The sequence below is a fragment of the Geotalea uraniireducens Rf4 genome (assembly GCF_000016745.1).
In the GTDB taxonomy this organism is placed as follows: Bacteria; Desulfobacterota; Desulfuromonadia; order Geobacterales; family Geobacteraceae; genus Geotalea; species Geotalea uraniireducens.
On record NC_009483.1, the window covers coordinates 4128000 to 4150310 of the forward strand.

The 22311-nt window shown below is 53.6% G+C and carries 26 protein-coding genes; 3 read left to right on the plus strand and 23 right to left on the minus strand.

Going from position 1 to position 22311, the window contains the following annotated elements:
- Positions 1-11: 11 nt before the first annotated feature.
- From GURA_RS17890 to GURA_RS17915, 6 genes are all read right to left on the minus strand, one after another.
- Positions 12-1463, minus strand: a complete 1452-nt coding sequence (locus GURA_RS17890) for a pentapeptide repeat-containing protein (protein ID WP_011940321.1) — start codon at positions 1461-1463, stop codon at positions 12-14.
- A gap of 735 nt (positions 1464-2198) precedes the next feature.
- A complete protein-coding gene (locus GURA_RS17895; RefSeq protein ID WP_011940323.1) occupies positions 2199-2945 on the minus strand; it encodes an SAM-dependent methyltransferase in 747 nt (248 codons plus the stop codon).
- Positions 2946-3121: 176 nt separating this feature from the next.
- Positions 3122-3823: a restriction endonuclease gene (locus tag GURA_RS23040; protein ID WP_011940324.1), complete on the minus strand. Its 702-nt coding sequence runs from the start codon at positions 3821-3823 to the stop codon at positions 3122-3124.
- Positions 3824-3987: 164 nt separating this feature from the next.
- A complete protein-coding gene (locus tag GURA_RS17905) occupies positions 3988-5055 on the minus strand; it encodes a hypothetical protein (RefSeq protein ID WP_011940325.1) in 1068 nt (355 codons plus the stop codon).
- Positions 5056-5390: 335 nt separating this feature from the next.
- Positions 5391-6182: a sulfite exporter TauE/SafE family protein gene (locus GURA_RS17910; RefSeq protein ID WP_011940326.1), complete on the minus strand. Its 792-nt coding sequence runs from the start codon at positions 6180-6182 to the stop codon at positions 5391-5393.
- An 84-nt stretch (positions 6183-6266) separates the two neighbouring features.
- On the minus strand, positions 6267-6644 hold the full coding sequence (locus GURA_RS17915) for a winged helix-turn-helix transcriptional regulator (RefSeq protein WP_011940327.1): 378 nt from the start codon (positions 6642-6644) through the stop codon (positions 6267-6269).
- 140 nt (positions 6645-6784) lie between these two features.
- Here GURA_RS17915 and GURA_RS17920 point away from each other — a divergent pair, with 140 nt between their 5' ends.
- Positions 6785-7189, plus strand: coding sequence for a pyridoxamine 5'-phosphate oxidase family protein (locus tag GURA_RS17920; protein WP_011940328.1), 405 nt, complete (start codon positions 6785-6787; stop codon positions 7187-7189).
- A 35-nt stretch (positions 7190-7224) separates the two neighbouring features.
- Here the strand turns inward: GURA_RS17920 and GURA_RS17925 are convergent, their stop codons facing one another.
- The 17 genes from GURA_RS17925 to GURA_RS18010 all read right to left on the minus strand — a co-directional run bounded on the left by GURA_RS17925 (position 7225) and on the right by GURA_RS18010 (position 19608).
- On the minus strand, positions 7225-7785 hold the full coding sequence (locus tag GURA_RS17925) for a nitroreductase family protein (protein ID WP_011940329.1): 561 nt from the start codon (positions 7783-7785) through the stop codon (positions 7225-7227).
- Positions 7786-7910: 125 nt separating this feature from the next.
- Positions 7911-8810 (minus strand): MBL fold metallo-hydrolase, encoded by a 900-nt coding sequence (locus tag GURA_RS17930; protein ID WP_011940330.1) that lies wholly within the window; start codon positions 8808-8810, stop codon positions 7911-7913.
- A 33-nt stretch (positions 8811-8843) separates the two neighbouring features.
- Positions 8844-9308 carry a pyridoxamine 5'-phosphate oxidase family protein gene (locus GURA_RS17935; protein WP_011940331.1) on the minus strand — a complete coding sequence of 155 codons (465 nt, stop codon included), beginning with the start codon at positions 9306-9308 and terminating at the stop codon, positions 8844-8846.
- Positions 9309-9359: 51 nt separating this feature from the next.
- Positions 9360-9968, minus strand: a complete 609-nt coding sequence (locus GURA_RS17940) for a DNA-3-methyladenine glycosylase I (protein WP_011940332.1) — start codon at positions 9966-9968, stop codon at positions 9360-9362.
- Positions 9969-10004: 36 nt separating this feature from the next.
- On the minus strand, positions 10005-10433 hold the full coding sequence (locus GURA_RS23045) for a YopX family protein (protein ID WP_011940333.1): 429 nt from the start codon (positions 10431-10433) through the stop codon (positions 10005-10007).
- A 105-nt stretch (positions 10434-10538) separates the two neighbouring features.
- Entirely contained in the window at positions 10539-10976 is a 438-nt protein-coding gene (locus GURA_RS17955; RefSeq protein ID WP_011940334.1) for a VOC family protein, read from the minus strand.
- A gap of 103 nt (positions 10977-11079) precedes the next feature.
- Positions 11080-11775, minus strand: coding sequence for a helix-turn-helix transcriptional regulator (locus GURA_RS17960; protein WP_011940335.1), 696 nt, complete (start codon positions 11773-11775; stop codon positions 11080-11082).
- Between the two features lie 64 nt (positions 11776-11839).
- A complete protein-coding gene (locus tag GURA_RS17965; protein ID WP_011940336.1) occupies positions 11840-12214 on the minus strand; it encodes an iron chaperone in 375 nt (124 codons plus the stop codon).
- A 213-nt stretch (positions 12215-12427) separates the two neighbouring features.
- Positions 12428-13084 carry a flavodoxin family protein gene (locus tag GURA_RS17970; protein ID WP_011940337.1) on the minus strand — a complete coding sequence of 219 codons (657 nt, stop codon included), beginning with the start codon at positions 13082-13084 and terminating at the stop codon, positions 12428-12430.
- A 66-nt stretch (positions 13085-13150) separates the two neighbouring features.
- Positions 13151-13513 (minus strand): MerR family transcriptional regulator, encoded by a 363-nt coding sequence (locus GURA_RS17975; protein WP_011940338.1) that lies wholly within the window; start codon positions 13511-13513, stop codon positions 13151-13153.
- Between the two features lie 207 nt (positions 13514-13720).
- A complete protein-coding gene (locus GURA_RS17980) occupies positions 13721-14263 on the minus strand; it encodes a DUF1697 domain-containing protein (RefSeq protein ID WP_011940339.1) in 543 nt (180 codons plus the stop codon).
- A 120-nt stretch (positions 14264-14383) separates the two neighbouring features.
- Positions 14384-15370: an aldo/keto reductase gene (locus GURA_RS17985; protein WP_011940340.1), complete on the minus strand. Its 987-nt coding sequence runs from the start codon at positions 15368-15370 to the stop codon at positions 14384-14386.
- Positions 15371-15372: 2 nt separating this feature from the next.
- Positions 15373-15894 (minus strand): MarR family winged helix-turn-helix transcriptional regulator, encoded by a 522-nt coding sequence (locus tag GURA_RS17990; protein WP_011940341.1) that lies wholly within the window; start codon positions 15892-15894, stop codon positions 15373-15375.
- Positions 15895-16115: 221 nt separating this feature from the next.
- Positions 16116-16712 (minus strand): DJ-1/PfpI family protein, encoded by a 597-nt coding sequence (locus GURA_RS17995; protein WP_011940342.1) that lies wholly within the window; start codon positions 16710-16712, stop codon positions 16116-16118.
- A gap of 23 nt (positions 16713-16735) precedes the next feature.
- Entirely contained in the window at positions 16736-17746 is a 1011-nt protein-coding gene (locus tag GURA_RS18000) for a GlxA family transcriptional regulator (RefSeq protein WP_011940343.1), read from the minus strand.
- Between the two features lie 184 nt (positions 17747-17930).
- Entirely contained in the window at positions 17931-18554 is a 624-nt protein-coding gene (locus GURA_RS18005) for a DJ-1/PfpI family protein (RefSeq protein ID WP_011940344.1), read from the minus strand.
- Between the two features lie 34 nt (positions 18555-18588).
- Positions 18589-19608: a metalloregulator ArsR/SmtB family transcription factor gene (locus GURA_RS18010; protein ID WP_011940345.1), complete on the minus strand. Its 1020-nt coding sequence runs from the start codon at positions 19606-19608 to the stop codon at positions 18589-18591.
- A 274-nt stretch (positions 19609-19882) separates the two neighbouring features.
- On the opposite strand from GURA_RS18010, the gene ercA reads away from it, so the two are divergent.
- Both ercA and GURA_RS18020 read left to right on the plus strand, forming a co-directional pair.
- Positions 19883-21049 (plus strand): alcohol dehydrogenase-like regulatory protein ErcA, encoded by a 1167-nt coding sequence (ercA, locus tag GURA_RS18015; protein WP_011940346.1) that lies wholly within the window; start codon positions 19883-19885, stop codon positions 21047-21049.
- Positions 21033-22265 carry a SpoIIE family protein phosphatase gene (locus GURA_RS18020; RefSeq protein ID WP_011940347.1) on the plus strand — a complete coding sequence of 411 codons (1233 nt, stop codon included), beginning with the start codon at positions 21033-21035 and terminating at the stop codon, positions 22263-22265. Before ercA ends, GURA_RS18020 begins: the two co-directional genes overlap by 17 nt.
- The last annotated feature ends 46 nt before the right edge of the window (positions 22266-22311 follow it).

The window sequence follows — 22311 nt, forward strand, 5'->3', positions numbered from 1 at the left end:
CTCTTGAGAATTTAAGGTGACAGGCTACTTTTTGTTGCAGGCTTAAAAGTATCGGGTTTGGTAGCGTTCAGGAGTTCAGCAGTTACTCCGATCGCTCCGGTCAGGTTTGCATCTTTCATGTTTGCATCTTTCAGGTTTGCCTCCGTCAGGTTTGCGTCTGTCAGATTTGCATTTGTCAGGTCTGCTTCCGTCAGGTTTGCATTGGTCAGATTGGCCTTGGAGAGGTTGGCTGATACCAGATTGGCTTTGGTAAGGTTGGCGCTTGTTAGATTATGGGATCTCAGATCAAATTTATTGAGATCCATGCCGGAAAGATTCACTCCTTGCAGATTGGAAACTCTGCGCAGTTGATCACTTTTCAAATTGGTCACTCCGGTCAGCACGGCTCCGTCAAAATTTACTTTGGAAAGGCTGGCGTTGGCCAGGCTGGCATTGGTCAGGTCGGCTCCGGAGAGGTTGGCACCGGAAAAGTTGGTGTTGTCAAGAGTGGCTTCGGCCAGATTCAATGAATTCAGATCAAAGTTGCTCAAGTTGAGACCGGAAAGATTTACCCGCTTCAAGATGGCAGCACTGCAAAGCTGGTATTCCGTAATGTTTGTTTTAATCAGGATGGCAGCGGTGAGGTTGGCGTTGGCCAGGTTGGCGTAAGTCAGATTCGCTCCGGTCAGGTTTGCTCCGGTCAGATTAGCTGAGAAGCCCAGATCGGCTGATTCCAGGCTTGCCTTGGACAGATCGGCCCCGGTCAAGTCGCGGGAACTGAAATCAAATCTGCTCAGGTTGAGCCCTGAAAGATTCACACCCAGCAGATTGTCGGCACTGCGCAATTGGGCGCTTGTTACGTTATTCACTCCCACCAGGACGGATTTGTTCAGGATGGCTCCTTGCAGTTTGGCTCCTTTCAGGTTGGCACCGTTCAGGTTAGCTTCTGTCAGGTTGGTATTGGTAAGGTTGGTATTGGTGAGGTTGGTATTGGCAAGGTTGGCTTTGGTCAGGTTAACGGAACTCAGGTCAAATCCGCTGAGATCGAAGTTTGAAAGATTCACCCCCTGCAGATTGGAAGCCTGAAGCAGTTGTGCGTCCGTTAGACCGATCACTCCGGTAAGATTCGCATTGGCCAGGATGGTTCCCCTGAAATCTGCTCCTTCCAGATCCGCCCCGGACAGGCTGGCACCGGACAGATTAGCATGACTCAGATTGGCCACTTCCAGATTGGCACTATTCAAGCTGGCACCGGACAGATCAGCATAACTCAGGTTGGCCATCATGAGATTGACAGCAGTCAGATTGGCAGTGCGTTTATCACAATGGCTCCAGTCAACATCCGCTAATGGCGGATTACCACAAGATGCAAGTGCAGGGGAAATATTTGAAAGCAATACCATCAAGACAGCAGTAATGGCCAACAGATGAATCGAGAAGGCTGATTGAGCAAAATTGACATTATGTAACGATTTTACCATCATTCTCACGAGCGCCCTAAGGGGACATTCTATGGTTCACCTGTCAACTGAAAAGCATAAAGAAACTGCGGCAATAGTAACTGATGTCGGTGAGGATTCAAGGGGACAGAGAACATAAATCATCGGGAACGGCAATAAAATGGACGTGTTTGGTCATGAGGCACCAGGAAAGAAATTGAACCCCTGCTCGCCCAGCCTCTTCAGAAAGAAAATGGAGGTATGCCCAACGTGCATCATCATCAGGGAAAATGTCTATTGATCTAACGCCACCCTGCCTCACATGATGAGGGTATCCGGGAACGATTAGGCGAGACATTCTTGGCATAGCCAGAGATTATTAAATGCCTTTTATGGAGTCAAGCTAAAACTGCCGTCGGAAATCAGAAGCTCTCTCGGTTAAATAAAAATACGTATTGATGTCACCAGATTTTCTCCCAAGTGGCGGTCAAGGTACAATTCCAGCTGTAGTTAAAGTAAACTTCGCTAAGCGGCCTGTGGGTGCCGATAGGGATCATGTCTCAACAGCGTACATTTAATGTACTTGTAAAGTGTTGGACCTGATAGTTTCTTCATTTCGCTTGTATGTACAACGGTTCGCGCAGTTGACCCGTTCGGGCAGCCTTTCCGCCCGACCGGTGTCCAACTGCCTGGTTGGGACTTCGCATTTTTAGCCCTTGGCTTAGCCATTTCTGTCAGATGTGTAGGCCTGACACTTCCGTTACTTGCAGCTGCCCCTCATCACCGCGTCATCAGCGCGAACACACCCCAGCCTAGGTATTCACGCGTGTAAGCGGCGTAGCGCTCGGGTTCCGAGGTCAGTTTGGCTCGAACATCTTTCGCGAACTCGTCGTCGGGATTGGCTTCAAGCCATCGGCGCATGGTGAGCCACTTGGCCGCCTCGTATCTGTCCCAGCCGTCTTGGTCTGCCAAAACCATTTCCACCACGTCGTAGTCGAGGTGGCCGAAAGACGCGAGAAGTTCTGGAAGCATGAGAAAGTCGGAGATTGAGCCGGCAAGACACCCCTTGGCAACATCTTCCGTCGGCGGTAACTGCCGCCAGTAGGGCTCGCCGATGAGGATGATCCCTCCGGTGCGGAGGCTCTGCGCCAGAAGCTCGATGGTGCCGACGACTCCCCCAGCGATCCACGTGGCACCGAGACATGCTGCCACACCGGCCTTCTCGTCAGAGACGTAGCCGGCAGCATCGCCATGGATGAACTCGACTTGATCGGCGACACCGAGTTCTTCAGCGCGGAGTTTCGCTTGCTCGGTGAACAACTGGCTCATGTCGATGCCGGTGCCGATGACTCCGTAATCGCGTGCCCAAGTGCACAGCATCTCCCCCGAACCGCTGCCGAGGTCGAGCACTCGGGTCCCCGTTTCCAGACGCAGCGCCGCGCCGAGAGTGGCGAGCTTTTCGGGTGTGAACGGGTTATGGATGCGGTGAGCACTTTCGGTGATGTTGAAGATCCGTGGAATGTCCATTGCAGAAAATCTCCTTACGGGTGTGAATAGATTCGGTCACGGCACTAACGGCTATGAGTGTGACCGGCGCGGCAGGTTTTTCGCCGCGACCGAGTCCACACGAGAGTTGGAACATCCCTTATACTCAAATGTGAAAATGTGAAGAGCGCCCCCAAAAGTTCCCCTGTCTTCGTTGTTCATTTTGGCTTTGAGCCCAGTTGGGAATTCAAGGTAGATTCGGCTTCACTAATCACTTCGGATGCTCTTGCGACGAATTCGTCCAGTGTATCCACAACAATTTGGCGTTGCCCGGTTTCGTCGAACTTGATCGGATAAGGCGGCTTCTGGAGACGCACGCGGTCGAAACCATACTCCAGGATTGCAAGAGTCCCAATTGTGCTTATGACGGATTTGCTGTCAACCCCAGGTAGCGGTTTGGATGACCAGATGTGAGGGTTTGTCTGCTCTGATCTAAATAGATTGTGAAGTGCGTACTTGAGTTCAACAGCCCTTGTCTCGATGCAATGAAGCACTGAAGCCGACAGATCTTGCTGAGCTGTCTCTTTTAGCCCGTCGAGATCGGTAAGCGTAACGTTAGTTTTTTCCGCTGCCCGTACTGCACCACTTTGATAGCCGGAGGAAGAGATTAAAATGCCTCGATCTGCACCGACATCTTCTACAATGGAGCGGAGCACTAGCACCTTCTCTTTTGTCACGCTTGAGTTCCAGTGTTTACATTCGATTACCCATCTTGTTTCGAGGCCGAACTTCCTGAAACGAACCCATACGTCAATCTTGTGATCTGTGCGGGCGCCAGAAACCTTTGCCTCGATATCAGCTTCGCAGCCGAGGCTACGAAAGAATTCTGCGGTCTCTTCTTGATATCGTCTCCAATTCATAAATCACTCGTGTGCCAACGGCTCGCGCAGTTGACCCGTTCGGGCAGCTTTTCCGCCCGACCGGCGTCCAACTGCCTGGTTGGGACTTCGCTTTTTAGCCTTCTGTCTTTTTACTTTTGTCTCGTGTCAAGGGCTGCCCCCCCATTTACATAAATTTACTGAAATCAGTGCTGCTCCTCGCCAAAAAGTATTATTTCCAGTTTCTTTTTAAATTCATCGTAATCTTCAGCACGATTTCTGATGATTGAAACATCAAGAATGCTTTTGTTTTCACGCAAGTAGTCAACAAAATGGTCATTTTCATCTTCAGCAATATATACTTTGATAATATGATTTTTGCGAATCTTACTGCCAAATTCAGCCCATGTTGCGGCATCATCTTCCTTGCTGAAATACACAATAAGTAAATCGCATAAAAACAGAAAGGCTCCAATTCTTGGGACAGCGGCCCCTCCAGCGCGAACATCTAATGCCTGATATATATTCGACATTCGACGTATAAAATCGCCATTCTTAGTCAAGTCACAGCAAAATATACCAACTTCTAGTTTGAGCCATGCTTGTTTGCCTATTGCTTCAGGCGTTAGAAATTCTTCAGAAAATATACTTTCTACTACTTCTTCCATTATCTTTGAAGGCATCAGACATTCGTCTTTTGTAGAATTTACTAAAAAACCGAGACGGGTCAGTTTTTGAAGGGACACAATTTTTAACGGATCACCGGGAGATACTAGAGACTTTACCTGAGCAGAGATTGAATTTGGCCCTTTGAATACATGCTTAGAGGCTATATAGATTTCTTTTGCATAATCAATGTCTTCGCTTGAAAGCTCTTTTAGTGATTTCAATATATGTATTTTATAAACAGGGTTTATTTTATTCAGTATGACTGACTTCAGTAAGGTTGAGTAGTATTGCAGCTTAACTTGCTCATCGTCAGCAATAGCACTTGATAAAAGCGAACAATAATCCTCTATCGAAAATTCGTTGTTTATCAGTTTATCTTGTTCCGACTCTGGAACTCCTTCAAGTAACAGCTTGTTAAATTCGTCTATTCGAGACTCGTTACGGTCTTGGATATATCTCCTACCGTGTTCAAACAGAACTTTGCCTATTTCATACATGGCGCTTCCACCCGGTACAATCAACCCCAAACCTTCCTTAACGCCGATTTCAGCAAGAGTGATGGTAGATTTTTTGGACCGCTGTATACTTGTTTCCTTATTTGGCATAGATCAACCCTTTGTAAATGCTTAACTGTCTTTTGCTGTAGGAAATTTCTTAAACACTCAAGGTTATCAGAAATCCTCCGCAAATGATTCGAAGCAGTTGTGACATACAATTATCATCTATATTTCAATCTGGGACCAACTCATTATTCACCGGTTCACGCGCATGCGCGCGTGAACCGGTGATCTACCCAAATGGAATATTTATCCAGTGAACATGAAAAAAATCTGCAATGCATATCTGATCATGCCCCGATAATCTCCTGTCATTTCAGCCGCCTTGTGTTGAGGGTAGCACAAAATTCAGCGTTATCCATGAGAAGAGCGTCGAGCCTCCATCAAAACAAACTCAACAGCATCTTGGTCCCCATCACGATCAGCAGCAGGGCAAAAATCTTCTTCAATTTATCAATCGGCAGGCTGTGCGCCAACTTTGCACCAAACGGGGCGGTCGCGATACTGGCAGCGGCGATACCAATCAGTGCGGGGAGATAGACGAAGCCGAGGCTGTACGGGGGAAGCGGGGCTGACAGGCCGTTGACCACATAACCGACCGCACCGGCCAGGGCGATGGGGAAACCGATTGCTGCCGAGGTGCCGATTGCACGATGAATGGCGACGTTGCACCAGACCAGAAACGGCACCGACATGCTGCCGCCGCCGATGCCGACCAGGCTGGAGACGCCGCCGATCAGTCCGCCGACGCCGAACATCGCTGTCTGTCCGGGGAGCTGGCGATGCGGTTTGGGCTTGATGTTGAGCAGCATCTGGGTGGCGACGTAGTAGAGGAAGACGACGAAAAACACTTTGAGGAAGCGGGTGGAGAGCTGGGCGGCGACCCATGAGCCGCCGAAGGTGCCGACCATGATGCCGAGGCTGATGCGCCGCACCACGGGCCAGTCAACGGCGCCGCGCCCATGGTGGGCCCGCAGGCTGGAAATCGAGGTGAACATGATGCTGGCCAGGGAGGTGCCGAGGGCCAGATGGAGGATGTGCCCCTCCGGCAGGTGCTGGGCGGTGAAAATAAAGGTAAGTACCGGCACGATCACCAGACCGCCACCGACACCGAGCAGGCCGGCCAGTACCCCTGCGAACGCCCCAAGGGCGATATACATCAACCAAACTGTCATTCCGCTTCTCCCCAATCAGATGTTGGCTGCCATCATACGCGGTGATTCAGGTTTTTTCAAACATCGTTTTTGTACCTGCAACGTTCATTCGTCAGGAGCCTCAGACGCAGCCTTGGTGTCGTAGTCACCCTGAGCTTTTAACACATCTTCAATGTTACGCTCCGCCCACTCACGTACCGACTCGAATATATGCACCAGTGTTCGCCCGAGTTCGGTAAGAGAATACTCCACTTTCGGCGGCACGGAGGCATACACCACACGGGTCACAAGTCCGTCCCGCTCCAGTCCGCGCAGTGTCTGGGTCAGCATCTTTTGCGACACCCCACCGATCTCCCGTCGTAGCTCTCCAAACCGCTTCGTACCGTTTTCAAGCGCGACCACGATGAGAACGGTCCATTTATCGGCGATCCGGTCCAGTACGATTCTTGTCGGACATTTCTCGTTATACACATCCCAGTTCATGTCAGCCTCTTTCCCTTGGAATAAACAATAGTTTCCAAAAGGTTCCTATATAACAAAAAGGTGCCTACTTGCGAACAATACTATTACCATCTATTGTTGTCAACAGGTCGTCATGGTGAAAAAAAAGATAGGAGAGAGTCATGAAAGAGGTCGTTGATTTCCTTATGAAAAGTCAGATTCAGTATTTCGCAACAGTCGGAACCGACGGCAAGCCGAAGGTCAGGCCCTTCCAGTTAATGATGGAAGAAGGAGGAAAGCTCTATTTCTGTACGTCTAATAAAAAAGAAGTATTCAAGGAAGTACAGAAGCAGCCCCATGTTGAACTGTGCGCATCCGGGGAAAATTTTTCGTGGCTGCGTCTCAAGGGGAAGGTGGTTTTTTCAAATGAACTTACGCTGAAGGCAAAGGTTCTGGAGGCGAGCCCCCTGGTGAAGTCCATCTATAACAGCCCGGACAATCCGGCATTTGAGGTGTTTTACCTCGCAGACGCGGTCGCGACAATTGCCGACTTCAGCGGTAATCCGCCTAGAACCTACAACCTGTGATCAATTATTGATGAATGCTCCCCAGACTTAACCTGCTACAACTGCCACTTCCCGTAATGAACAAATTCACTCAGCGGCTTACGTGACGGACCACCCTTGGCGTCACCGGCAGGATAGCCGAGCGGAAACAACCCGACAATCCGGATGCCGGAAGGTATTCCCAACAGTTTTCCGATCTGCTCTTCATCGAACACTCCGACGAAGACGCTGCCAAGTCCCTGATCATGGGCTGCCAGCATCAGATTTTCCGTGGCGATCCCCATATCCGCCACGTAATACTGTACCCCGTGAAGTTCACCCGACTGTTGCGGATTTGCACAAGCCACAATCACGATCGGTGCCTGTGCCAGCGCCTTCTGGGCCGGGTTAGTCTTGTACCCGTAGGTAGCAAAGAACGACTCCACGTAAGAAAGCTCGCTGATTTTATTGCGAGCCTCCTGGTCCTGCACTACAACCAGATTCCAGCACTGCTTGTTCGACCATGAAGGGGCTTGCTGCACCGCTTCCAGCACCGCCTGGAGTTTTTCCGGCTCCACCGGTTGATCTGAAAATCTTCGCACACTTCTTCTTGTTTTGATCGCTTCCAATGTTTCCATGAGATTCCCTCCGATGCAGTTGGATAGCCTATTTGTAATACGACTTGAAATATGACAACGGCGGCAGATGCTTCTGCGTCTCGGCATCAAGCGAGGTTTTGCAGCCGCGTCTGCTACACAGTAGCTCACTTCTTCCCCAGATACCTGCTCTTCACATTGTACGCGATCATCCAATCAGCCATGGAGCGCTTCGGCAGGGTCTTCTTCAACTCTGCCGCAATGGCATCGACATCCTGCGACGTAGCCGCCAGTTCCCGCGCCTTGCTGTCGAACAGCAACAGATACGCCTTCATTTCCTTGAGATCATTCTTGCCGGAGAGCGGGCCATGGCCGGGGATGATCCGCTCCACGTCCATGGTCAGCAGGGCATCGATGGTCCTGGTCCAGCCGGCAATGTCGCCGTCGGCCAGGAAGGGGTGGAAGTCGGTAAAGAGGATGTCGCCGGCAAAGAGCAGTTTTTTGGATGGGACATATACTACCACGCTCCCCTCCGTGTGGGACGGCGCCACGCGGATCAGTTCCACCGCCTCGTCACCCAGATCGATCTGCATACGATCGCTGAAGGTCAGGGCCGGGTAGACGATCTCGGTGCCGGCCATATCCTCCGGCTTCAGGCCGAAATTACCGATGTTCTTCAAGGTGTCTGCGCCGACCCGCTCCAGCATCTTGCGGTCAGCCGTATGGGAGATCACGGTGGCGCCCAGCCTGGCAAAGACACAGTTGCCGAAGGCATGGTCCAGGTGGGTGTGGGTGTTGACCACGTACTTGATCGGCTTGTCGGTCACCTTGCGGATATCTGCCAGGAAGCGCTCCCCTTCCTTGGCCGAGATCAGGGTATCCACCACCAGCACGCCGTCCCGGCCGATGACGATCCCGGCATTGGCGGCAAAGCTGCGGGCAGGCGAGGCGTCTTTGACGCCTACGTAGGCGTAGACGTTATCCGCCAGTTTGGTCAATTCGGCAAAGGCGGTCTGGACGAACAACAGGGTCAGGGCCAGCGTGGATAATGCGACGATTCTTTTCATCTGCTTCCTCCTTGATTGATTATAATATTGCCATCATCGACGTGCCTTGCCGCAGATGGCCTCGATGCCGATCCTGAACACCCTGGTCCGCCCACCTTGGGCGGCGATATACTGGAGTCCTTCCGCATGAAATCCGGCAGAGTACTTCGCCAGGAGCCCTTCCAGGGCCTGCAGCTTTTCCCCGTCAAAAACCTCTGCCGCACTGCCGGAGATGATGACGCTTTCGTACCTGGTGGCAAACTGGTCCGGCAGCACCTCGGTTTTTCCCACCACGCAGAACGACACCCTGCTGTCGGCGGCAATGTTCTCCAGCTTGTGACCTTCCACGGCACAATGGAAGTAGATGGCGTTGTTCATCACACAGTAGCTGAGCGGAATACCGTACGGCTGGCCGGCGAGGCCGCAGGTGGAGAGTATTCCGTATTCGCCACGCTCCAGCAGTTCCCTCGCCTCTGTCTCGGCGATACCCCGTTCCGTGCGGCGTAGTTCATGATGCATCTCTCTATCCTCCCTTGTTGTGCAGCTTATGTCGCTCCTTTCACGGCTGTCTCACTCTTGTCGGCTTCCTTCGTCGCAGCATCCCCCCAGTTCCTGCCAGCGGAAACAGTCGACAGTGTGGTCATTCACCATGCCGACGGCCTGCATATGGGCATAGCAGATTGTGGTCCCCACGAAGCGAAAACCGCGCTTCTTCAGATCGCGGCTCATGGCATCCGATACCTGCGTACTAGCCGGGACCTCCTTGATACTGCGCCAGGCATTCCGGATCGGTCGACCGTCCACAAAGCGCCACATGTAGGCATCGAAAGAGCCATATTCCTCTTGCACTTTCAGAAAGACACGGGCATTGGTTATCGCCGACTCCACCTTCAAGCGGTTGCGGACGATGCCGGCGTTGGTCAGCAGTTCTGCCACTCTTGCCTGATCGAAACGGGCCACCAGTTCGGGATCGAATCCGGCAAAGGCGGCGCGGTAGGCATCGCGTTTCCTGAGAATCGTTATCCAGGAGAGCCCGGCCTGAGCACCCTCCAGGGTCAGGAACTCGAACAGCAGCCGATCGTCGTGAACCGGTACGCCCCATTCCTGGTCGTGGTACTCCCGGTAGAGCAGGTCACTGCCCACCCAGGCGCAGCGGTTAACCGTTGCGACATTTTCCATTGGTTCCTCCAGGTGCCGGGTAGCTGAGTTTATCTATCATAACGGGACCGTTTGCTCCTCATCGGTGATTCGGCACAAGAGGCCACTCTTATAGTGCTGTCGCCCGAGGAGGTTGGCATTCTCGTAAATATTGCCGATAACTTCAACCGACTGTTCCGTGGAATCCGCGTCACCACCTGTCAGATTCCAGCGAATGCCGCCAGATTCCCGATACAGAACAAACCCGGCACACTCCTTTCCCCATCTCACTTCGCAGACAACATGTTGACCTTGTCTGACTGCCTCCACGATATCCCCTTCATAGATTTCCTTGCCATTCTTGTCCCAATGTCCGGTGAACTGCATATACCGGAATTCCCCGGATTCTCCGGCAAGAGCACTTATGGGCAACTCAGTTATCTCTTCCCATGGCCACATGCATTTACTTTTTGGCCCCCAGGCCCTGAACTTGTATTCTCTTACCATGATCAGATCTTCCTTTGCCCAGTAAAGGTCGTGTCTCCATTATTCGAAAGCGAATTTTGGAGACACGATACTATTAATGCAGGCGTTCAACGCATTCGCCGTATCTTATTGTGCGAAGCGCGCCGCCATTCGCCGCTGCAACTCGTCTGCTGATACATCCTCAACATGTGTTGCCAGGTTCCATACGTTGCCGAACCGGTCTTTCACAGCACCCAAACGGTCGCCCCAGAACTGATCGGCCGGTGCCATCGTGGAGGTTGCTCCCGCCTCCAGGGCGCGCTTGTAAACGGTATCCATGTCATCCACGTACAGGTAGAATGAGCCCGGCATCGGCACGCAATCACCTGTCAGCTCACCCAGCATGATGATAGAGTCACCGATCCACACCTCGGCATGAGCGAGGGAGCCATTGGGCATCATAATCCGTTCCTTCTCACGGGCATGGAAGGCCATCTTCAAGAAGTCAATCAACTCTACTGCGCCAGGGACTGTCAGGAAAGGGGTCAAGGTGTGGTATCCTTCGGGAATCGGTTTTACGCTCATCTTCGTTCTCCTTTGAGATTGATTTGCGAGCATCAGCTCACAAATCCCACACTACGCGACACTACTGTCAGAACCTGTCAGTAGTGTCGGGCAGCCCCATCGCCTAACCCGGATCACGCATCCCGACAACGCTTTGCAGATAGTGGGTAATGCTGATGTCGTCCACGAGAGCGAAGTACTCTTCAAGCAGTTCCAACGCCTCAAAGCGGTCGAAACGGAAGTTCCGGTAATCCCGGCGCAGTTCGCACCAAGCCAACAGAGTCCATTTCCCGGTCCAGCCGACTATCCCCAGCGGCCAGATGATCCGCTCGGTTTTCTCCTGCTTTTCGTCCAGGTAGACCGCGCGGACTTTTTGCCGTTGCTCGCAGGCCCGGCGGAGTTTCCCGTGGACCTCGCGCAGGCCGTCGTCGCTCTCCAGTATCGGTATACGGTACGGCTGCTGTTCCGCATGCCGTTGCAATGGCTCCGTCAGAATGGACCTGATCTTCAATTCCGCACTGCGCGCTCCCCGCGCCAAATCCTTATCGGTGAACGCCTGCACCATGCGGCTTCCCACGATCAGCGCCTGTAACTCATCGGGGGTGAACATGAGCGGCGGCAGGTGCTGGCCGGGACGTATGAGATAGCCGACCCCCGGTTCCCCTTCGATGGGGACCCCGGAAAGGACAAGCGCTTGCACGTCCCGATACACCGTGCGCATCGAGACCTGCATGGCCTCCGCAATGGCTTCCGCCGTTATGGCGGTGCGCCGGGAGCGGAGCAACGTAACCAGTTGAAAGAGCCGTTCGGATTTGTTCATGGCAGATCCTGATTCATGATGCGTATAAAAGCCTCCGCCCGGGTCTACTTATGCTACTTGAACCTTACCGCTTGCCTGTTTTCTTCGAGTTCTCCATTACACGAAATTCGACAATCTTTTTAATAAGTTCGAGTGGCAATGGTTTGTCAATCGGAAACTGGACTGAGCCTTTCGCATGTTTATAGCCACTGAGTTTTTCTGCAAATGCAGCTATGCCACTAGGAGTGGGATAGAAGCCAATGTGATTCTTGAATGCCGCGAAATGCACCAGATTGCCATTAAGATAAAAGGTAGGCATTTGATAGCTGATCTTCTCAATGGCTTGTGGAGCTGCCAGCTGGATCGTCGAACGCATTTCCGTCAGGAGGGCCTGTATCTCCTTTGGAAATTCTTGAATGTACTGATCAATTGATTTCATGTCGGAGCTCGGACGAATCATCTTGATTCTCCTTTATCGGTATGTTGAGAACCGCCACCGGTTCTTGCCCATGGTGCCCCTCCGCTAACGGCTGACTTCGCGTACGAAGCGGGAAAGTTCATCGTTGAAACGGACGGTATCGTCGAAGAACGGCGCATGGCCTGCCTCACAGAATGTTCAGAATCTTCATGGTGAATACCTGCTCTCTATCCTGAAATAGAACTCTGCCGCCGCCTACTCGCTCCTTTTTCCGGCTAGTCTGGCTCCCAGCTCATACGCTCTTTTGCAGTCCAGGGGAAATACCTCCTCGCGCCGTTGCGCCTTATGGACGGGATCGAAGCTCTCCATCAATACCTTCGAATAATCATTGAACTGGCAGGTGTCAAAGCTGCAGAGCGACTCGGCCTGCTGCCCGAAGATCAGTTGCAGGTAACGTGCATGGGAGTTGAAGAGGTACTCGTAGCCGAACACCTTGCTCTGCTCTTCCGCAACATTCATCGTATAGATAAAGCCGGTGGCGATTTTCCTGGGAGCTATGGAGGCATACGGCACGGTATAGGTCAGGTACGGGAACAGCAAACGTTCGAGAAAGGAGCGCGTCTCGCCGGTCACCGAGCCGAAATAGATCGGCGAACCGATGATTATGGCATCGGCGTCAACGATCTTTTTAAGAATCGGCGTCAGGCCATCGTTCAATCCACAGGTTCCATAGCTTTTGCCGCCTTTGGTCTTACAGGCGAAACAGCTCATGCACCCCTTGAAATCAAGGTCATACAGGTGGATAAGCTCCGTCTCGGCTCCTTGGGCGACAGCGCCTTCCAGAGCCTTGGTCAGCAGGGTTGCCGTATTCCACTTTTTTCTTGGGCTTCCGTTGATACCGATGACAGTCATTTGATTTTCTCCTCTCCAGGTGTCTTTTACGCTGAATACAACCAGACGGTGGCTTCGGCGAAAACGTTATTCCGATCCTTTTGGCACAGAAACACCAAGTATGGCGAGGCGTTCGGAAAGCCGGCGGCGCCGTTCGGTAAGGAGGTTGATCATTTCGTCAAGCTCTTGCAGTTTTGCAATGTGCTTGGCGGTGCATTTCTGCGGATCGATATTCCCGTTTTCCAGACAGGGCAAAAACTCTCGAATTTGCCGCGTGCTGAAACCGCATGCAAGCAGGTCCCTGACCCATTGCACTCTCTCCACGGCATGAAAATGGTAGTCCCGGTAGCCGTTGGAAAGCCGTTGCGATTTGATCAACCCCTGAGTCTCATAGTGTCGTAAGACGCGGACGCTTACTCCAGTCTTTGATGCCAACTCACCTATTCTCATCGCATTCACCTAAAACCAGGATACAACATTGACACTAATGTTAGGGTCAAGAGGGTTTTTAGTGCCTTGGAAGCTTATCGACATCACGTTCGTTAAATGCATCAACCCAAGCTTTCACAAGTTCTTTTGGTCGCATCAACTGATTCCTCTCCTGTCACGGCCCCACTCGTTATAAAGGGGGCCGGGGTGCAGTACAAGCGCGTCCCGTTAAAAATTTTCTTTCGCTAACGCCAAGATTTTGCTCACGGTCCGCCAGTTTCGACCCGTCATCAGGACACCCAGCAATTTTTCGGCATTTGCGCCCAGTTTGGACCTGCCGATGCCGTCAGGAGCATGCAGGTAGAAAACTTTGTCTTTCAGTTCGTATCGTTCGTTTTCGCTCCTTAGTTTCTCAAGCCCTTTAAGATCAGGGTTTACAGGTATAGAGCTCAAAAAATTCAGGTGCAGCGTATTGGGTTCGGTTACAGCTTCAGGGAACGGGTTCGCTGCCATCGCTTTTTCCATTTCCGTTATTTCCATCAGGAGTACGCAGGGTTCAAAACCGTGGCGTCTTTTGATCTCGGAGCGGATGGTGTCTGCAAGCCGCAAAATGTTGTCTGCTGTGCTCCGAAAGACCGCATTGCCGCTTTGGATATAGGTTTTGACCTGTTGGAGACCAAGACTTTCAAGAAGAGTTACGAGTTCCTTCATCGGCAGGATATTGTTTCCTCCGACGTTGATCCCCCTGAACAGTGCTATGTATATCTTCATTCTCCCCACCGAAATATGAACCAGGCTTTACCTGGACAGATCTGCGCAAGATTGTTCCCAGTATCCCCTTACAGCCAGCTATCGAAGGCGTAATGAGCAAAGGCCCTGTTTCCCTCCTTGTTATCGATTGAGCAACCCCATCATGGCCGCCGGATAACGGTCTCCGCTGGCCACTCCTTTTGGCAATGCTGCATCGATCTCCGCCAGCTCGGACTCGCTGATGCTCACCGTTGTTGCGGCAATATTTTCTTCCAGGTATTTTCTCCGCTTGGTCCCCGGTATCGGCACTATGTCGTTCCCTTGGGCCAGCACCCAGGCCAGGGCCAACTGTCCGGCGGTGATCTCTTTCCGTGCTGCAATGGCCCTGACCCGCTCCACCAACTCCAGGTTCTTCGTAAAATTCTCTCCCTGAAAGCGGGGCGAGTTGCGGCGGTAGTCGTCTGCTGCAAAGTCGTCGAAACTCTTTATCTGTCCGGTCAGGAAACCGCGCCCCAGTGGGCTGTAAGCCACAAGGCCGATTCCCAGCTCCCGCAGGGTCGGCAGCACCTCGTCTTCCGGATCGCGGGTCCAAAGCGAGTACTCGCTTTGCAGGGCCGTGACCGGATGCACGGCGTGGGCACGGCGGATAATGGCCGGTTTCGCCTCTGATAAACCGAGATAGCGAACCTTGCCGGCCGTGACCAAGTCGGCCATGGCACCCATGGTCTCTTCGATCGGTACATCGGGATCGACACGGTGCTGGTAGTAGAGGTCGATATGATCGACACCGAGCCGTTTCAGCGAGGAATCGCAGGAGGTCAGCACATAGTCGGGGCGACCGCAGACGCCGCGGGATGTGGGGTCGCTGGTGCGGAGAATGCCGAACTTGGTGGCCAGCACCACTTGACTCCGGCGGCCCCTGATCGCTCTGCCCAACAGTTCCTCATTGGTAAACGGGCCGTACATATCAGCAGTGTCAAGAAGAGTTACCCCCAAATCAATGGCGCGGTTGATGGTAGCAATCGATTCTGCTTCGTCCGACTGGCCGTAAAATTCGGACATCCCCATGCAGCCCAATCCCTGGGCCGAAACAACCAGTCCCTGCGTTCCAAGTTTTCTCTGCTCCATGTTCAATCTCCTTCTGCGTCTGCGGTGCGGGCTGTGTCCAGCCCGGCGCGAATCTTGGCCAAAAGCCCGTTCAACTGTGTCCGTTCCGCTTCGTCAAGCATGGACATAATCCGGCTAACCCTCTGGTAGTGCTGTGGCAAAACCTGATCCAGCAGCTCTTGTCCGACAGTGGTGATGGTCACCACAAAAATTCGCCGGTCCTGCTCGTCCGTTTCCCGCGTCACCAGCCCGGCATTGAGCAGGCCGTCCACCACGCCGGTCATGGTGGGACAGGAGACGCCGGTCCCCGCGGCGAGTTGCGATACCTTCAGCCCGTACGGGTTGCGCATCAGCAGGATCAGCACAAAGAACTTGCGCTGGGAGAGATTGTGGCGGGCTAGAAACTGGTCCAGATCATTCTGGCAGTCGCCGGAAACCCGCATCAGGGTCAGCCATGTCTCCAACGCCGGGATCTCAAGCATGGGGTAGCGCTGTGCCAGCTTGGCAATGGTGCTGCTATCAGGCAGATCTACGATATCAAACATCCGGATGACCTCGACTTTTTGCTTAGTAACCATATATTTAGCCAGCTAAACAAATTTGTCAAGAGAGAAATTTGCTGTCGTCCTTTACATTTTTGGAGTTGGTATGAAGGTCCCCCCCGGCTATGCCGGGGGGGGTATTTGTCTCGCTTTAACACTTCTGAATATGTAGTTGCCGGCTCTGGACATACCTGCAAGCCAAAGAACTCCGCGGCAATTCCATCTCAGACTTCCGCGGCGTAGGGAGGCGCCGGGTGATAGTCGAGGAGGTGCTGCACCTCACGGGCATGGGAAGCGCCGTAGAGCTGGCCCACTAGCCAAAGGGCCTGGTCGATCCCGGCGGTAACCCCGGCGCTGGTGACAAGATTGCCGTCGGCCACGTAGCGTACCCCTTCCAGTACAGTAGCGCCGCCCATCCGGCGCACCTCTTCAATCGCTCCCCAGTGGGTCGTCACCCGTTTCCCCAGGGCAACGCCGGATGCCAGCAGAATGGCGGTTCCGGTACAGACACCGGCGGTCCATAGGCAGCCGGCACTCGTGCTCTTCACCCATTCCAGCAGCTGACTGTTTTTTACCTGGGGAGTCGGATCGGCGGTGCCGGGGACAAACAGGATGTCCGGGCGGGGAGCTGTGGCAAAGGTGTAGTCAGGAATCACCTTGAGACCGCCTAAGCAGGTAACTGCCCCCTCCGTAGCGCTGACCGTGTAGACTTCGTCGTCAGGATGACCTAGGTGTCGAGAGGCAAAAAATACGTCTTTGGGGGCGACAAAATCGAGTTCGGCTACTCCGTCAAATATTAGAAATGCTGTTTTCAGTGCCATATAGTGATTTCTCCTTTGTAGGATTAGTCGGTTCCTGTCCAGAACCGGTCCCGGTATTCACCGGGGGTGATCTTGAAGCAGCGCACAAAGGCCAGCCGAAAGTGTTCGCCTGACTGAAAACCGCACTCCCGGGCGATGGTTTCCAGTGCATGACGAGTTTCCTCAAGCAACTTCACGGCTGCTTCAAGGCGAATTTTTTCAATGAAGCGGGCCGGTGCAATTCCGGTTTCCCGCTTGAAGACCCGTGCAAAATTCCGCAGACTCATAGCCGCATGTGCGGCCAGAGATTCATTGGTCAGGTCACTCCGGTAATTTTCGCGTATCCATTGTACTGTCGGCGCCAGTGTTCCACCCTCGCAGTACTGGGCAAAGAGGCTTGTGCTGAACTGGGACTGTCCGCCAGGTCGTTTGAAATACAACACCATCATCCGCGCGACATTCAACGCCAGCAAGCGGCCGAAATCTTCCTCCACCAATGCCAACGCAAGGTCGATCCCCGCGGTTATTCCCGCCGAGGTATAGATTGAACCATCCTTGATATAGATGGAATCGGCATCGATGCCGATCTGCGGAAACCGCTGCCGAAACTCTTCGGCCATGCGCCAATGGGTTGTCGCCCGCCGTCCATCCAATAACCCCGCCCTGGCAAGCACGAAGGCCCCGGTACATATCGACCCCAATCGTCGAGTATGCGGAGCAATCTGACGAATCCAGTCCACCAGAGCTTCCGAAACATCCTCTGCCATTGGACCGCCAGCCACAAGGAGAGTATCCGTCTCTGAACAGGAAGACCATGAGGTATCAGCCAAGAGCCTGACACCAGACGCCGTGACAACTACGGCATCTTTCTCCTCGGCCACGATCTCGGTCAGGTAGGCGGGTGTTTCTCTGCCGCTCTCCAGAAGAAGAGCATTGGCAATCGTAAAAACATCCAGTGGCCCCGTAATATCAAGTATGTCGGCGCCATTAAAGGCGACCATCGACACAAGTCTTGGCGTCTCGTTGCCGTTATGTTTGTGGGAAGCTCGTTTCATGATGCCAGCTTATCGTGAGAATGCTTGTGGCACAATGACAAAAAACAGGAAATTTCGGCCAAATATGGAGGAGAGGAAATATGGGGGAGAGGTCAGGGTTAAACCGCAAAGAAACGAATTTTGGCGGCTCTTTCACCTCATTCGCCCTGCTCCCGGCGGTTTCTGCTTTCCAGTGCGGCTATCCTCAGATCCGCCTCTCCAGGCTCTCGGGATAGGGGTACTCCATGTGTCGTGCGGTCGAGCGGGCGATCTCCTCGCCGTAGTATTCCGCGGTCACCAAAAGCGCCAGGTCGATGCCGGCCGAGATGCCGGCCGAGGTGAACAGATTCCCGTCCCGTACCACGTGCAGCCGCTCCTCCACCATTACATCCGGGAACGATTCCCGCATCCAGCCAAGCGACTTCCAGTGGGTCGTGGCATGCCGCCCGGCCAGCAGTCCGGCCTTGCCCAGCAGCATGGAGCCGGTGCAGACCGAGGTGAGGGTTTTCACCTCCCTGGCCCTTTCTGCGATCCAGGCCAGAAGCCGCTCGTTGTTGATCTCTCGCCGCGTACCCCAGCCGCCCGGCACCAGCAGGATGTCCAGCGGCGGGCAGTCCGCAGTGGTCACATCCGGCAGCACCCGCATCCCCCCGCTGGTCCTGATAGCGTCGGCCTTTTCCGCCACCAGCAGGACATGGAATGGGGACGGTTCCTCCCTGCGCCGCTCCTCGTTCAGCCGCACCGAGCAGAAGACCTCGTAGGGGCCGCAGTAGTCCAGCACTTCCACATCGTCGAAGATCAGTATGCCGACCTTTTTTCGCTCCTGCATGATCACCCTCCTTTGCTTGGCCTGATTGCGCCCCTTAGGCAAGATCGACCCCGCTTTGATTTTGTAGCCGTTCCACGCTTCGCTGATACCCTTTTTCACTGTTGTAGCCGCGTTCGCCGAACGGCTGCAGCTTCTCCAGCCAATGCAGCTCCAGTGCGTCCAAAGACTGCTCGATAGTATCTCCCGGCTCCGGTTTGTCCAGAACGGCAAGCACGGAAAACTCGAAACTGTCCGCACCGTATTGGTTCAGATCCTTTTGCAGCTCCCTGTTGAAGACGATCTTCCCCATCCGTAACTGAAACAGCCTGCTGTTGCGAGTCCCGTCAAGATTTTTGCTGCTGCCGACATAGATTCTTCCGTTTGCCTTGTTCCTGATCTGGTATACCCCCATCTCGGGGGAGTTCTGCTTATAGTCCCGTTTGATTTCCGCGCGGTTGGTCACGTTCTCCGAACCTTTCCCGTTCTGCGACGGCAAAGCCTGTTGCCCTGCCTGATCGCCGGCTTTTTTCTTCCGCCAGTAAGTTGCACCTTCCCTGCGGATCAGACTCTCATCCACCAGCAGGCGGCGGATGGTGCAGTAGTCGTCGAAAAGCGGGATGATGAGCCCGGTTACCTCCTGCTCGCTGTAGCGGCGCTCCGGCTCAAAGCGTGCGGTAAACTGTTCCAGCACGATGAGCCGCTTTTTGTGCTGCGCAGGCAACTTCTCCAGCCTGCCGTGGCGGAAGAACGACTCCAGCACCTTGCGCCGGAACTCCTCCATTCGCCCGTCCTGTAGCTCCTTGCCGATAGTGGGGGCCGAAACGATCTCCCGCAACGTGGTGTCGAATATGGCGTCGTTTGCCTCGATGACAACGTAGTACTGCTCCTTGCGGCTGCTGACGAGACCCGCCTGTTCCAGCTTTTTCAGGTGGAAAGAGACGGTCGAAGGGGCAAGGGCGTGGCGTCTGGCGATCTCCTCCACATATTGGGAGCTCTCCAGAAGGGAGTTGACAATTGCCAGCCGCGACTGATCCGCAAGGGCCTTCATGATGGCAATGCTCTGATCGGTTTTCATACGGTGCCTCCTGATTCGATATTTGTCGAATCAAAATATACAATAAGGCAACCGGCTGTCAATCTGTTTTTATGTTTATCGAATCATAATTTCGTACAGCCCTTTCAGGAGCTGCATTCAAGGATACCGGAGCAAAGGGAGAAAACCGCGGCAATTTATGAAGCAGAGCTGAGTACCCTCGATTCGAACTTTTGCAGACACCTGAAATCCCAGGGAATCATGGTATAATTCCTGGAAACGGCCTCTTTATTCATTCAGGCAGAGGTAATTCAGCATGATGGAACCGAATGAGTTTGAATTGCGTAAATTCGTCGCTCCCGAATTTATCTTCGGTATCGATGCCCGGAAATTGGCCGGCCGCTATGCGAAAAACTTCGGCGCCCGCAAGGTGCTGGTGGTGACCGACCCGGGAGTGACTGCGGCCGGATGGGCGGACGACGTCTCAGCTTACCTGAGGGAAGAAGGTCTGGAATATGCCGTCTATTCTTCGGTCACCAGCAATCCCAAGGCAGATGAAGTCAATGCCGGGGCAGAACTGTATCGACGGGAAAGGTGCAACGCCATTGTCGCGGTCGGGGGAGGCAGTCCGATGGATTGCGCCAAGGGGATCGGCATTGTCAGTTCCAACAAGAAGAATGTCACCGAATTCGAGGGGGTGGACAAGGTGGAATTTCCCAGTCCGCCATTGATCTGCATTCCTACCACTGCCGGCTCTTCCGCTGACGTTTCCCAGTTCGCCATCATCACGGATACCCGAAGAAAGGCAAAAATTGCCATCATCAGCAAGATGGTCGTCCCCGATGTCGCCCTGATCGATCCGGTGACCACTACCACAATGCCCCCGGAGCTTACGGCCTGTACGGCAACTGATGCCCTCTGCCATGCCATCGAAGCGTTTGTCTCCACGGCCCATTCGCCGATCACCGACGTGCACGCTTTACAGGCGATACGCCTCATTACGAGGAATCTGCTGCCGACGCTAAAAGAGCCGGACAACATTGTGCTGCGCGGCAGGATGATGCTGGCAAGCCTGGAGGCGGGACTGGCATTTTCCAATGCCAGCCTGGGAGCAGTTCATGCGCTGGCACACAGCCTGGGCGGACTCCTGGACTGCCCCCACGGCGAATGCAATGCAATTCTTCTTCCTTACGTCATTGACTTCAACTTCGATACTGTCCCGGACCGTTACCGGGAGATCGGGAGAATGATGGGGCTGGAGGTGAGCGGCATGGCGCCGGCCCAGGTAAGATCGGCCATCACATCTGCAATCAATCGCATGAATGAGGCCACTGGAATTTCCTACACCCTCAGCCAGTTGGGTGTTAAAGAAAGCGACATCCCCGAACTTGCCGAAAAAGCGATCAACGACGCGTGCATCTTCACCAATCCGCGCCAGCCGACACGGCAGGATATCGAGGCCATCTATGAAAAAGCCCTCTGATGCCCAGCAAAACTGGAGCGCCGAGCGGGAAAAGATCATAGGGCTAGGCGAACGCTCACTGCGGAAAACCTACTATCCCGAACTTCAGCAAAAACTCGATGAACTGGAGCGGTTCAGGGCACTGCTGGACCAGAGCAACGACTGCATTTTTCTCCTTGAGGCTGCAACCCTCACCTTTGTCGATGTCAATGAGTCCGCCTGCCGTCAGCTGGGCTGTTCCCGCGAGGAGTTCATTTCCTTTCCTCTTGGAAATTTTCTGCCGAAGGAAGCGACGGCAAGGGTGGAGAATCTGGTTTCTTCAGGACCTGCCCAGGGGTGGGACCAGGACACGATAACCACCCAAATGTGCAAATGTTCGGGAGAAAAGCTTCCGGTCGAAATCACCATCCGCCTGGTCACCTTCAACAAGATTCTGTACGGCGTGGCAGTGGCCCGTGACATTACCGAACGGAAACGGGCGGAAAAGGCGCTCCTGGAAAACTCCAGGATGCTGCGGGACATGGAACTCGCCCGACAGATTCAGCTCTCCCTTCTGCCGACCGCTCCGCCGAAACTGCCCGGCGTCCTGCTCGCCGGATGCTGTGTGCCCGCCACCCATGTGGGAGGCGACTATTACGACTACTATGAGCGCGAAAACGGCGTAGTGGATATGGTCATCGCAGATGTTTCAGGCCACAGTATCGGTGCTGCCCTGATGACGGCAGAAGCCAGATCGGTTCTGCACGCCGAGGTTCAGTCATTCAGCCATACCGGAGATATCCTCGCATCGCTCAATGAGATACTCTACAATGATCTTAATCAGGCGGAGCTTTTCATAACCCTCTTCTATGTCAAATATGACACTCTCACCCATACTCTTACCTATTCGAACGCCGGTCACGTCTCCCCGTTGCTCACCCGCAACTCCGGAGCAACATGCCTGAAACTGGATGCCGAAGGGCTCATCCTGGGAGTCAAAAAGGGGGTGTCCTTCGAAGAAAAGCAGCTCCGGATGGAGAAAGGTGACCTCCTCTTCCTTTACACAGACGGCGTCACCGAATCCCGGAACAGCGCAGGAGAACTGTTTGGCCTTGGCAGGCTGTGCGACCTCATAAATGCCCGGCATGCGGAACCGCCCCAGGCGATTATCGACGCCGTGCTTGAGGATGTTTCGGCATTTACCGGCACATCCGCACTGGAAGACGATGTGACCATGGTCGCCATGAAGGTGGTCTGATCGGAGACAAAAGTAATTTGCTGGGGGGCTTTGCATTTCCCCTGGA